The organism is Flavobacterium limnophilum (genome assembly GCF_027111315.2).
Taxonomy (GTDB): domain Bacteria; phylum Bacteroidota; class Bacteroidia; order Flavobacteriales; family Flavobacteriaceae; genus Flavobacterium; species Flavobacterium limnophilum.
Genome location: NZ_CP114289.2, coordinates 3,268,924 through 3,283,817 on the forward strand (window position 1 = coordinate 3,268,924; position 14,894 = coordinate 3,283,817).

Sequence of the window (14,894 nt, forward strand, 5' to 3'; positions counted from 1 at the left end):
TTTAAAACTATTTTGCAAAATCTAAATCTCCCCTGTTTTTATTTTTTTTTAAATTTTAGGCAAAATTATTTTGCACCCTAAAATTCAGACAAAGCTATCATTGCTCGTAGCGAATTGAATTACATGACTTAGTTGATAAAAATTCACACCCTTCCTGTTTTACAAATCAAATGTTATAAGCCACATTTTGGCCAGATGAATCCTGTTGGAACAATTACTCTTGACGGTTAAGAGAACACGAATTATTTACCCATGTGCTATTCAACAAAATCTGGCAAAACACAAATCAAACAATTGAGAATATTTCAAAAACGGTGATTTTTTTTGTTTTTTTATTTCATAGGCTTATTTGGTTGGTTAATTGGTTGGTTAGTTATTTATTTTAAAAATTGTTTTGTTCGAAATCGTTATAGTTGTATAATGGCTTTTTAAGGAAAAAACCAGATTTTGTATTGCATTGAAGACTTTGTCTTATGGAACCTGTCTGAAACTTTCATTGAATTTATGTCAAATTTTAGATGACTGAATACTTCGGTTTCACCCCTTTTTCCTGCTCAATGAATCTTAAAAAAGCAAATGTAATTTTTTTTTCGAACAAAACAACCGATTGTGTAAAATTATTGTGTGACTTTTACACTTAATAATAAAATTTATAAGTTAATTTTTTGTCATTATTACAACACTAGGTGAATTTTGAATTTGCCAATACTGCAAAAAAATATAAATGAAAGTCCCAAACTATCGACCAAAAAAGACCTTTCCGTTAATTAATATAAAATATTTTTTTTTGAAATTAATATGTGACAATAAAACATCTGATGCCATCTAAAAAAATCTAAATTCCTTTTTTTGCTTTTTTTACATTATTTTTCAAAAAAAATACGCAACCGATTGTGTGTTGTGTTTTTTTTAATATATTTGCTATATGAAATTAAATGCCGTTTAATTTAAATTCTTCATAAAAAAAGAATTCATTTATTACATATAATTTAACAACAAAATAATTAACCAATTTAACCAATTTATTTATGACTGACTTTTTATTTATTAAAAGCAAATCAAAACATATTAAACATCTGGTTTTTTTACTCCTGATATTTATGTTTTCTACAGGGGCCTATGCCCAAAGAACGGTTTCTGGAATTGTTTCTGATCCATCGGGTCCAATCCCAGGAGTAAATGTCTCGCTAAAAGGAGATAAAAAAGGGGTATCAACAAATTATGATGGAAAATACACCATCACCAATGTGCCTTCAAACGCAGTACTAGTCTTTAGCTTCATGGGGTATAAAACCCAAGAAGTAGCTGTAAAAGATCAATCTCAAATCAACATAAAACTGGAAGACGAAGCAAGTGCCTTGAAAGAAGTAGTAGTAATTGGATATGGTACCCAAAGAAAAGAAGCGGTTACTGGTTCGGTTGCTTCTATCAGCGGAACGACATTAAGAGATGTGCCGTCCTCAAATATTACGCAAGCTTTACAAGGACGTCTTGCTGGGGTCGATATTGCTCAGACCTCGACAAAACCAGGTACTTCCATGCAAATTCGTATTCGTGGTGCGCGTTCTTTGTCTGCAAGTAATGATCCATTGGTGGTTCTTGACGGAATACCTTTTTCAGGATCTTTTACCGACATTAACCCAGGAGATGTTAAGAGTGTTGATATATTAAAAGACGCCTCTGCTACCGCAATTTACGGATCGCGTGGTGCTAATGGAGTTATATTAGTTACTACTAATAAAGGACAAAAAGGTCAGGCAGCTACATTTTCTTATGATCAATTCTATGCTGTAAAAACTGCTTTTGCACAATATGACATGATGAATGGCCCTGAATTTGTTGCATTGCGTAAAGCAGCAACGGCTCCAGGTGCTACTGCTCCACTTTTTTCAAATGGTCCTGATGAAGCTAACGATGTAAATATAAATTGGCAAGATGAGTTTTACAGAACTGGTATAGAATCAAGTCATAATATAGCAGTATTAGGTGGGACAGAAAAAGGAACTTATAAATTTAATTTAGGTTATCTTAAGGATGAAGCGATAGTTCCTCAACAAGATTTTGAGCGTATATCATTGAATGCCAGTATTGATCAAGAAATAGGAGCTTTCCGTTTTGGACTTACTACAAACAATAACTTTTCTATTAATAATGGTGCTAGTATGGGAGTGGGTACAGTATTGAGTACAACGCCTATTGCTAACCCATATAACTTAGACGGTACGTTGAAAAGAACTGTGAAGATGGCTCAGGATGAAGCTTGGGTAACTACAAGAGAAACCGTAAATAATTTAGGAGATAAGTGGAAAAATCAAAGTGAAACGATGGCATCCTATAATAATATTTTTATGGAGGTAAAAATACCTGGAATTGAAGGTTTAAAATATCGTTTGAATGGTGGTTTGAATATCCGTATGAGTACTGGTGGTAGTTATACAGGAGAGGGTGTTTTCAATATCAATCCAACAACTTTTTCATCGGCATCTATCAATAACTCAATTTCTAAAAACTGGACAGCGGAAAATATACTAACCTATGATCGTACTTTTGCCGAAAAACATAAAATTAATGTAGTAGGAATGTTTTCGTCAGAGCAAGGAACCTCTAATAGTTCAAATATTGGTGCAATAAAGATTCCTTCGGATGCTTTTCAATATTACAATTTAGGATATGCTATAGGAGAAATTACCATAAACCCAGACTGGCAAGGATATAGCCAAAGTGGTTTAATGTCCTATATGGCTAGAGCTATGTACTCCTATGATGATCGTTATATGTTGACTGCAACTGTTCGTTCAGATGGTTCGTCAAGATTAGCTGATGGATATGAATGGCATACTTACCCTGCTATATCAGCTGGATGGAACATCGGTAAAGAATCGTTTTTGAGAGATAACAAATACATTAATCTTTTGAAATTACGTGTAGGATACGGGCAAACTTCAAATCAAGCAGTTAATCCTTATTCAACACTTGGAAAACTGACAACTAAAAATTATAATTTTGGAGATACTTATGCAGTAGGTTCTTATGTATCTACATTACCAAATTCTGAATTAGGATGGGAATTCTCTACAACAATGAATTATGGTTTGGACTTTGGTTTATTTAACAATCGTTTATCAGGTACTGTTGAATATTATGTTACTGATACTGAAGACATCTTGCTAGGTGTAGGTTTACCGCCAACTTCGGGTGTGGGTAGTTATACTGCAAATATTGGGCAAACTCAAAACAAAGGTTATGAAATTTCGCTAAGTGGTACAATAATCGACAATCTTAATGGTTGGACTTGGGATGCTGGTGTGAATTTTTATTCTAACGAAAACGAATTGGTCGCTCTAGCCACTGGGCAAACAAGAGATGAGGGTAATGGATGGTTTGTTGGTTCTCCTATTAATGTAATTTATGACTATGAAAAAATAGGACTTTGGCAGCAAGGTGATGCAAATTTAACTAAGTATGAGCCAGGAGGAAATGTAGGTATGATTAAGGTGAAATACACAGGTGATTTTAATCCAGACGGAACACCAACAAGACAAATTGGCGCAGCTGACCGTCAGATTATAAAAGTTGATCCTGATTTTCAAGGTGGTTTTAATACACGTGTAGCCTACAAAGGATTTGATTTAAGTGCGGTAGCTGCATTTCAAAGCGGAGGAACATTAATCAGTACACTTTATGGATCAGCAGGATACCTTAATATGTTAACAGGACGTAGAAATAACATAAAAGTTGATTACTGGACACCAGACAATACAGATGCCAAATATCCAAGACCTGGTGGAATACAAAGTGGTGATAATCCAAAATATGGTTCTACACTAGGCTATTTTGATGCGACATACCTAAAAATTCGCACCATTACATTTGGTTATAATTTTGACCAAAAATTAATTAAAAATACTGGTATTGATAAACTACGTTTATATTGTACAGCACAAAATCCATTTGTATTTTTCTCGGATTATCATAAAGAATCAGGAATGGATCCTGAAACAAACTCATACGGTGACGAAAATCAAGCCGTAGCTTCATATAATAGACGTCTTCTTACGATTTCGGCTAATACACCATCAACTCGTAACTTTTTGATTGGTTTAAATCTAACATTTTAAAAAAGGAAAATCATGAAACTTATAAAAATAAAAACTATAGTAGCAACAGCCCTATTGACGTTAGTCTTAGGGGGATGCAACGATAATATTTTGGATGAACAGCCAAGAAGCATTTATGAACCAGGATATTTTAAAACTGAAAAAGGGGTTCAAGGAGGAATAACATACATGTATTTCCACTTGCGTAATCTTTATGGGCAAGCCTACTATTACAACTCCTTAATTACAGGTACCGACGAAGCAACTTATGGAGCAAGTGCGGATGGTAACTTTAAGGATATGGATCTTTCTGGTGCCGGCTCAATTATATCAACTAGCTACCCAACAAGTATATTGTGGGGAACTGTGTTTCCAAACATTAACACCGCTAGTGGGGTTATCGAAAATGCAGCCGCAGCTGGTTTTGCAGAATCTTTAATTTCTGAAGCCAGATTTTTCAGAGCATTCGATTACTTTTTGTTAGTGCAAACTTATGGTGGAGTGCCTTTAGATTTGGGTGCTGGAGAACTTAAGTTCAACACGAGTACTTCAAGATTTTCTGTTAGAAATACTGTGCCTCAAGTTTACACCAAAGCGATATTTCCTGATTTGATAAAAGCTGTAAATAATTTGCCTACAGCTCCACGTTTAACAGGAACTGTAACTAAAACAACTGCAAGATTATTTCTAGCAAAAGCCTATCTTACTTATGCTTGGTGGCTTCAAAACCCTAATAACATCCCTACTTATCCTGAAACACCTCGTGTTGACCCTGACGGACATGATGCGGCTTGGTATTTTCAACAAGCCTATAATGTTGCTACTGAAGGCATAGATGGTGCAGGTAGTACTTATGCTTTGCAAGCTACTTATTATGATGTCAATGTAGCTACAAATGATCGTAACAAAGAGATGTTGTTATATGCAGATCACACGGAGAAAAGTGAAGTTTACAACGGATCAAGCCTTACTTTTGGTAGTGGTGGAGCTCCAGATAATTTTGCAAGTTGGATGTTGACATGGAACTATACAGATCTTAAAAGTTCTGGAGTTTTTTCTGTTCAACGTGAAGCTGTACAACCCTTAGGTCGTCCATGGGTGCGTATGGCACCAACAATTAACGTTTTTGAAAAAACATTTGCTGACAAAACAAATGATTCTCGCTATGATGGTACTTTTACAACGGTATATCGTGGTAACTGGAACAAAGCTGGTAATGCAAGTGCTACATTAAACAATGCAAATGGTTTGCCAGTTGCGCCAGGTGGAGCAATATTAACTTTCTTGGACAGTGAACCATCTACTCCTATTACTTATCCTAGTGGAAGTGGTGCAAATAATGTTGGAGCAGGTGAATTACCTGGCAGATCTGATTATGTAATTTCTCCACGTGGTATTAGTAGAATAGTTTATCCAGGATTATGGAAAATAGGTCCATACCGTACTGATAATGGAACTGGTTTAGGCCAACCAAATGCGGGTAGTACACGCCCTTTTCCTGTGGCTAAATTCTCTGAATTTTACTTCGTAGCTGCTGAGGCTGCTGTAAAAGGCGCTACAACAAAAGCAGGTAAAAGTGCTAGAGAATTAATTAATGTTATTCGTGCTCGTGCTGGAAAATGGAGATTTGACAACAACGGAAATGTTGCCAAAGTTGCAGATAATAGTGCAGCAATGATTGCTGCCACACCAGCAACTATTGACATTAACTATATTTTAGAGGAACGTTCAAGAGAGTTTTATGGTGAAGGATATCGTTGGTTTGATTTGGTTCGTACCCAAAAATGGGAAGAACTTGCATCAAGTTATGAAATTTGTGGAGCTTCAAAAGGGAATCATACAGCTGTAAAGGTAAATAGAACCATTTTGAAATATCAATATATACGCCCAATTCCGCAAGGACAGATTGATGCTATGATCATGACACCTGAACAGAAAAAAGCGTATCAAAATCCGAGTTACAATTAGTATAAACATTGTCCAACAGGAATATCCTTAATACAAAATAATTGTTTTAAAATTTTATAAAAATTTTAAAATCAAACAGTTATCACAACAATATGAATTAGTAGTTAGTAGTTAGTTTTTTTTTATACCAAAAAGTCGAGAGCTGGTTACTCTCTTCTTTTTGGTATACTTTTTTCAGATTATTAAACACCTCAAACAAAAAATTAGCCGTGATTTAGTCTCTATTGCTTTTTGAATTTTTATAAAAATTTTGATAAAAATTCAACCCTTAGAATATCAATTTTTATTAAATTATTACTCTTATGATTTCAAAAACAATTAACAACGCATTTTGTCTTTTTGGCTTTCGTTTTTTGCTTTGTCTTTCTTTAACGATTTTCCTTCCATCTACAGCTTTGGCAATTGGAGAACCATCTTATATTTCAACCACTGGAGACAAAAATTTCTTCACTCTTTCTGCTACTGGCAAATCAAGTCCACTATTCATTGGTTCAAATGATTATCCAGGTGTAATACGAGCCTTAAAAGATTTGCAATCCGATATTAAAAAGGTGACCAATTATGCGCCAAATATTGTTTTCGACAAATTGCCAACAAACAAACAAATAGTAATCATAGGCACCTATGGCAAAAACCCCATTATTGACCAATTAGTAAAAAACAAAAAAATTGACCTTAAAGATATTGTGGGCAAATGGGAAGCCTATACCATTCAAACAGTGGAAAAGCCCTTTCCAGGAATTGACAGAGCCCTCATTATTGTGGGCAACGACAAACGCGGAACCATCTATGGAATATATGATTTGTCACAACAAATCGGTGTTTCACCTTGGCATTTCTGGGCGGATGTGCCAGTCCCTCATAAAGCGGCATTATACGTAAAACCAATAAAACACACCCAATCCCCAAGCGTAAAATACAGGGGGATATTTATAAACGATGAAGCTCCGGCATTGAGCAATTGGATAAAAGAAAAATACGGCATGGTAAAACCCAGCCAAAATCCACCCATCGGCAATGGAGTGGTAAATTACGGTTCCGAGTTTTATGCCAAAATTTTTGAACTAATGCTAAGAATAAAAGCCAACTATTTGTGGCCAGCCATGTGGAATAATGCCTTTAATGAAGATGATGCCAAAAACTCCCGCCTAGCCGATGAATACGGCATTGTAATGGGAACCTCACATCAAGAGCCAATGATTCGTTCCCAACAAGAATGGGATAGACGCTACTACAAAACTATAGGACATTGGGATTATAATAAACATCCTGATACCCTAACAAAATTTTGGAGCGAAGGAGTTCGACGTAACAAAAACTATGAAAGCATAATCACAATGGGACTTCGTGGCGCCAATGATTCGGAAATGAAAGGCGACATCAAGACCAATATTGCGATGGTCGAAGAAATTGTGAACCAACAACAAAAAATTATTGCCAAAGAAATGAATCCGGACATTACCCAAGTTCCCCAATCTTGGTGTTTGTACAAAGAAATCATGGATTATTATAATGAAGGCATGAAAGTGCCCGCTAATATTACGTTATTGTGGGCCGATGACAACTGGGGCAACATTCGCAGACTGCCTACACCTGAAGAACGCTTACGAGCTGGAGGTTCGGGAGTGTACTACCATTTTGACTATCACGGCGGGCCGCGTAGCTACGAATGGATAAACACGAATCCAATTTCCAAAATTTGGGATCAAATGTCGCTTGCCAAACAATACGGAGCCGACAGAATCTGGATTGTAAATGTGGGTCACTTCAAAGGATATGAATTACCTATGGAGTATTTTATGAGCCTTGCTTGGGACACCAATAAATGGACCAATTCCAATATAAACGAATATACCCGCTTGTGGGTCACCCGAGAATTTGGTGCCGAGTATGCTAATGAAATTGCCGATATTCTATCCAAATACACGAAATACAATGGACGTCGAAAAATAGAATCATTGACTCCAAAAACATATAGTTTGGTAAATTATCTTGAAGCTGAAAATGTAGTAGCCGATTTTAATAAAATCACCGCTCAAGCCGAAGCTATTTATGCAAAATTACCAAAAGAAAAAAGAGACGCTTTTTACCAGATTGTAGTATTCCCAACCAAAGCCAGTGCATTGGTAAACGAATTGTATTATACCGCCGCAAGAAATAATTTGTATGCCAGCCAAAAACGTGTAAGTGCCAATGCCATGGCAGAGCAAACTCGTGAACTTTTCAAAAAAGACACCACATTGATGAACCATTACAACACCATTTATGCCGATGGAAGATGGAATCATTTTATGGATCAAACCCATCTTGGCTACAATAATTGGATGCCGCCAAAAGAAAACAGCTTGAGAGCTGTTCCCTTGCTGGATGTTCAACCATTAGCGGAAGCTTCAATGGGGATAAGTCTCCCAGGAACAGAGGCTAGTTGGCCAGGTTCTCCAGAAAAAGCTGTTCTTCCCGAGTTGGATATTTTCAACAACAAAGAGCAGTTTATCGAAATTTTTAATCGTGGAAAAATTCCGTTTGAATACAGCATCAAAACCGATGCCCCTTGGTTAACTTTTAGCGAAAGCAAAGGCAAAATCGACCAAACAGACAAACGCATCTGGGTTAAATTAAATGAAAAACTATTGCCTAAAGGAAAAACTCAAGCCAAAATCACCCTTTCGGGTGCTGGTCAAGAAGTTTCTATAAGTGTTCAGGCATTTAATCCTGAAGACAATAATATAAAAGGATTTGTGGAAAGTGGCGGATTAATTGCCATTGAAGCCGAGCATTTTTCAAAAAACAAAGAAGAAGGCGAACGCAAATGGATTAAAATTGAAGACTATGGGCTAACCCTATCCGGTATGAGAGCCACGGCACCCGCCAATATTCTTGCAGCAACGCCCAAAAAAGAGGCTCCATGTTTGGAATATCCAGTGTATTTGTTTTCAAAAGACGCAATTGAAATCACCATAGTTACTTCGCCTCTACTCAATTTCATCCCCAACAAAGACATTAAATTTGCCATTTCGTTTGATGATCAAGAACCACAATATGTAACCAATGTGCCTAATGATTATAAAATAAATTCTCCAGAATGGTCCAAAGCCGTAGTCGATCAAGCCAGACAATCAAAATTAAAAATTAATGTACCTCAAGCAGGTTTTCACACCTTGAAAGTTTGGATGGTAGATCCTGGAATAGTTTTGGAAAAAATAATTATCAATACAGGCGGTTTAAAACCAAGTTATCTAGGCCCCAAAGAGAGTTATTTTAAAAAACAATAAAAACTTTTTTAAAAAAATTCATGGACGTAAACACGTTTTACGACATGAATTTTTTTTCAAAAATTTTTAAGTGTATATTTAACACATATTTTACGATAAACATTTACAACACATCATCAATGTCCAAAATCAGTTGTTTACAATGAAAAAAACATTTATAATAATCTTGTTTTTAGCTTTTTCAACGGGATTCTCTCAGAAAAGCCAAAATCTAAAACTCTGGTATAATCAGCCTTCAGGAGATATTTGGGAAAATGCCCTGCCCATTGGCAATGGCCGTTTGGGAGCCATGATTTATGGCAATGTTGACAAGGAAATAATTCAGCTCAACGAGCATACAGTGTGGAGCGGCAGTCCAAATCGCAACGACAATCCTGATGCTTTGCAAGCGCTCCCCGAAATCAGAAAACTTATATTTGAGGGAAAACACAAGGATGCCGAGAAGCTTGCCAATCAAACGATGATAACCAAGAAATCACACGGACAGATGTTTCAGCCTGTGGGGAATCTGAATCTGATTTTTAACGACCATAAAAATTACACCAATTACCATCGAGAACTTGATATAGAAAGAGCAGTCGCCAAAACGACTTACACAGTCAATGATGTTACCTACACCCGCGAAACTTTCGCTTCTTTATCTGACAGACTTATTGTAATGCGGATATCGGCAAGCAAGCCAGAAAGCCTTTCTTTTACAGCCAATTACACCTCTCCTTACGAGAAAAAAAACTTTGGCACAAGTCCGAATAAAGACCTGATTATTAGCGGCACTACCAGCGATCACGAAACCGTAAAAGGAATGGTCAAATATAAAGGAATCACACGCATCAAACTTGACGGAGGTTCCCTTTCTTCCACAAATACCGAACTTAACGTAAAAAAGGCAACCACTGCTACCATCTATATATCGATAGCCACAAATTTTAACAATTATAAAGACATCAGCGGTGATGAAAACAAAAGAGCTTTAGATTATATGAACAAAGCTTTTCCAAAATCATATCCCAATCTATTGAAAAGTCACATAGCGGCTTATCAAAAGTATTTTAATCGTGTGAAATTAGATTTAGGCACTACTCTAGCAGCCAACTTGCCAACGGATCAACGCCTGAAAAACTTCAGAAATACGAATGATCAACAATTTGTAACACTTTATTATCAGTATGGTCGATATTTACTCATTTCTTCATCACAACCCGGAGGCCAACCTGCCAATCTTCAAGGAATTTGGAATAAAAATACAAATCCGGCTTGGGACAGCAAATACACCATTAATATCAATGCCGAAATGAATTACTGGCCTGCTGAAAAGACCAATCTTTCCGAATTACACCAACCTTTCTTGCAAATGGTAAAAGATTTATCCGTAACAGGACAAGAAACAGCCAAAACCATGTATGGTGCCAGAGGCTGGATGGCGCATCACAACACCGATATTTGGCGCGCTACTGGTGCTGTAGATGGTGCTTTTTGGGGGCTATGGACTGCAGGAGGCGGATGGACCAGTCAACATTTGTGGGAGCATTATCTCTACACTGGCGACAAAGCATTTTTGGCATCGGTTTACCCGGCTATAAAAGGTGCCGCTTTATTTTATGTTGATTTTCTGGTAGAACATCCTAAATATAAATGGCTCGTAATAAATCCTGGGAATTCTCCCGAAAACGCACCCCAAGCCCACAATGGTTCCTCTTTAGATGCCGGAACAACCATGGATACTCAAATTGTTTTTGACGTATTTAGCACAACCATACGCGCAGCACAAATCCTGAACGAAGATGCCACTTTAATGGACAAATTAAAACAAATGCGAAGCCGATTGGCACCGATGCATATTGGAAAATACAACCAACTTCAGGAATGGATCGACGACATTGATGACCCTAAAGACAATCACCGTCATGTGTCGCATTTATACGGATTATTTCCATCTAATCAAATATCAGCCTACAGAACTCCTGAATTATTTGCAGCGTCAAAAAACACCTTACTGCAACGTGGTGATGTATCTACCGGTTGGAGCATGGGTTGGAAAATCAATTGGTGGGCAAAATTGCAAGATGGCAATCACGCCTATTCTCTTATCAAAAATCAACTAACTCCTTTAGGGGTAAATGTAGGAGGTGGAGGCACTTACAACAACCTTTTTGATGCGCATCCGCCATTTCAAATTGACGGAAACTTTGGTTGTACCTCTGGAATCACGGAAATGCTTGTTCAAAGTTCAGATGGCGCCATTCATTTGCTTCCTGCCCTACCCGAGGTCTGGAAAGAGGGTACTGTCAAAGGCATACGAGCCAGAGGTGGATTTGAAGTAGTCGAAATGCAATGGAAAGATGCCAAACTTATAAAATTGGTTGTAAAATCAACACTTGGAGGTAATTTGAGACTGCGTTTGCCCAATGCCATGAAACAAAATTCGGGTGCGGATTTATTGGATGCCAAAGGTGAAAATCCTAACCCTTTTTATTTTGTTGCAGAAACACCAACTTCTATTATATCTGAAAAAGCCACTATTAAGCCGCTTGAGCTTAAACCAACCATTGTTGTTGACATCCCAACAAAAAAAGGAACTATTATAACGCTAATAAGCCAATAAAAATAATTTTTAAACTATTAAAAACAATTTAAACTTTAAAAAAAATGAAAACTAAATTAAGCCTGTTGTTCAATGTTGCAGTATTGTTTTTGGGGATGAATTCATTTGCTCAAAATAAAAAATTCCATGTCTATCTCTGTATTGGACAATCTAATATGGAAGGACATGCGAAGTTTGACCCTCAAGACACGATAGTAAATAAGCGTTTTCAGGTTTTGGAAGCGGTAGATTGTGACAATTTAAAAAGAAAAAAAGGACAATGGTACACTGCCGTTCCGCCTTTGAGTCGCTGTACAACAGGACTTACCCCTGCCGATTATTTTGGAAGGGAAATGATTGCCAATCTTCCTGAAGATGTAAAAGTGGGTGTTATCAATGTAGCCGTGGGAGGTTGCAAAATAGAATTATTCGACAAAGACAATTATGAATCTTATGTGAGCACTTCTCCTGATTGGTTGAAATCAATGGTCACTCAATATGACGGAAATCCTTATGCCAGATTAGTGGAAATGGCCAAAATTGCCCAAAAAGATGGCGTGATAAAAGGTATATTATTGCATCAAGGAGAATCAAACACCAATGATACATTGTGGACTAAAAAAGTAAAGGTTGTTTATGACAACTTATTGAAAGATCTAAATCTTAAAGCAGAATCTACCCCTTTATTGGCTGGAGAAGTTGTAAATGCTGATCAAGGAGGAATTTGTGCCAGTATGAACAAAATAATTGCCACTTTGCCAGAAACAATTCCAAATTCCCACGTGATTTCTTCAAGCGGATGCCCTGATGTAGCTGACAATCTTCATTTTTCTGCCGAAGGATATAGAATATTAGGAAAAAGATATGCTGCCAAGATGCTTGAGATAATGAAGAGCAGTAAAAAATAAATAAATATCTATATATGAAATCGCCATTAACCAGAAGTTTGCGTAAGCAAACAACAATGAGTAAAAAAGCGATTCCATATGTGACCGTTGAAAAATAAAATTTACACATATGAAATCAAAGATTATTTTAGTCCTTATTGGTCTCTTTTGTACCTGCTTTAGTTGGTCCCAAAAAATAACACTGCAATCGCCCAATCAAAAAATTGTGGCAGCTTTGTATGCGATGGACGGCACTAATAAAGGCGAATGGTATTTGAAAGTTTCATATAGTGCGAATAAAAACACCTCAGAAATTCTTCCAAAAGTAAGTCTTGGTCTTTCTCGAAGTGATCAAGATTTTTCGAAAGAACTCCTTTTTTTAAAAGCGGGTAAACCAAAAATAATAAAGGAACAATATTCACTTCCATTTGGTAAAAAATCAGTTCGTGAAAATACCGCTAATGAAGTAACAATTTCATTCGAAAATCCTAGTAAAGCCAAAATGAACCTTATTGTAAGAGCTTATAACGACGGACTAACTTTTCGATATGAATTTCCTGAAAAAAAGGGTTCATATAGTATAAAAGACGAATTTACGGCATACCAAATACCAAAAGAAAGTATGCGATGGTTAGAAAAGTGGAATCCTGCCAATGAAGGACTATATGTTGCGTCAAGCGAAGATAAAATACTTCAACAGGAATGGTGTTATCCTGACTTATTCAATTCTGCCGACAAATCGACTTGGTTTTTGCTTCACGAGGCCGATTTAGACCGAAATTACTGTGGGACAAAACTAAGCAATACTCAAGATATAAATACTTACAAACTTGCTTTTCCAGACCCTAAAGATGGTAGAGGAACTGGAGAATCAAATCCAAGTATTTCACTTCCTTGGCAATCTCCTTGGAGGGTAATTGCCATCGGTAGTTTGTCCGATATTGTCGAAAGTACTTTGGTTGAAGATGTATCGACTCCAAATAGTTTCAAAAGCACTGATTGGATAAAACCAGGTAAAGTTTCTTGGAATTACTGGTCGAGCAACCATGGCACAAAAGATTATAAAATTGTGTGCGATTTTACCGATTTGGCAGCAAAAATGAATTGGCCATACACCCTTTTAGATTGGGAATGGGATGGTATGACTAATGGTGGAAATCTTGAAGATGCTTTGAAATACATACATTCTAAAGGCATAAAACCATTGATGTGGTATAACTCAGGAGGAGATCACACCTGGGTTTCTTCTACTCCAAAAGACCGCATGCTCACACATGAAAACAGGGTTGAAGAATTTACAAAACTGAAAAAATTGGGAGTTGCTGGGGTCAAAATTGATTTTTTTGAAAGCGAAAAACAAAATATGATAAAATACTATCTAGATATTTTGGAAGATGCTGCCCAGTTTGAAATGATGGTCTATTTTCATGGTTGTATTGTGCCTCGAGGTTGGTCAAGAACCTATCCTAATTTAATGACTTACGAAGGAGTACGGGGTGCCGAATGGTATAATAACGGTCCCGAATTTACGACTACCGCACCCGAACACAATACCGTTTTGCCATTTACAAGAAACGTGGTTGGAGCGATGGATTATACTCCGGTTACTTTCACCAATTCCCAATTTCCGCATCTTACCTCTTTTGGACATGAGTTGGCTCTTTCCGTGCTTTTCGAATCGCCTTTACAACATTTGGCAGACAGACCAGAAGGGTATTATGAACTACCGGATGAAGCCAAAACTTTTTTGAAAGAAGTACCCACAGCTTGGGATAATACAAAACTTATTGATGGATATCCCGGACAAGAAGTTACCATGGCACGTCAAAAAGGAGAATCGTGGTATATCGGAAGCATCAATGCTTCGGAACGTCAAGAAAAAACAAAAAAAATAAAGTTGGATTTCTTGAAAGAAGGGGTTAATTATCGTGCAGTTATTATTGCTGACGGCAAGCATGACAAGGATTTTAATTCAAACGTAATGGTAGTAAATAAAACCAGTACTATCGAGGTAAAATTACTTCGTAGAGGAGGTTTTGTAGTTTCTTTAAATCCAATTCAAGAATAATTATAAATATTAGAAACATCA

The 14,894-nt window shown here is 36.8% G+C and carries 6 protein-coding genes; all 6 read left to right on the plus strand.

Annotated features, from left to right (window positions below):
• The first annotated feature begins 1,028 nt into the window (after positions 1-1,028).
• Positions 1,029-4,118: a SusC/RagA family TonB-linked outer membrane protein gene (locus tag OZP13_RS13780; RefSeq protein ID WP_281297503.1), complete on the plus strand. Its 3,090-nt coding sequence runs from the start codon at positions 1,029-1,031 to the stop codon at positions 4,116-4,118.
• Between the two features lie 12 nt (positions 4,119-4,130).
• Entirely contained in the window at positions 4,131-6,065 is a 1,935-nt protein-coding gene (locus OZP13_RS13785) for a RagB/SusD family nutrient uptake outer membrane protein (RefSeq protein ID WP_281297504.1), read from the plus strand.
• Positions 6,066-6,367: 302 nt separating this feature from the next.
• Entirely contained in the window at positions 6,368-9,337 is a 2,970-nt protein-coding gene (locus tag OZP13_RS13790) for a glycosyl hydrolase 115 family protein (protein WP_281297505.1), read from the plus strand.
• 142 nt (positions 9,338-9,479) lie between these two features.
• Complete coding sequence (locus OZP13_RS13795) at positions 9,480-11,939, plus strand: glycosyl hydrolase family 95 catalytic domain-containing protein (protein WP_281297506.1); 2,460 nt, start codon at positions 9,480-9,482, stop codon at positions 11,937-11,939.
• A 44-nt stretch (positions 11,940-11,983) separates the two neighbouring features.
• Complete coding sequence (locus OZP13_RS13800) at positions 11,984-12,826, plus strand: sialate O-acetylesterase (protein WP_281297507.1); 843 nt, start codon at positions 11,984-11,986, stop codon at positions 12,824-12,826.
• Between the two features lie 109 nt (positions 12,827-12,935).
• Positions 12,936-14,873 carry a glycoside hydrolase family 97 protein gene (locus OZP13_RS13805; protein WP_281297508.1) on the plus strand — a complete coding sequence of 646 codons (1,938 nt, stop codon included), beginning with the start codon at positions 12,936-12,938 and terminating at the stop codon, positions 14,871-14,873.
• Positions 14,874-14,894 lie beyond the last annotated feature (21 nt).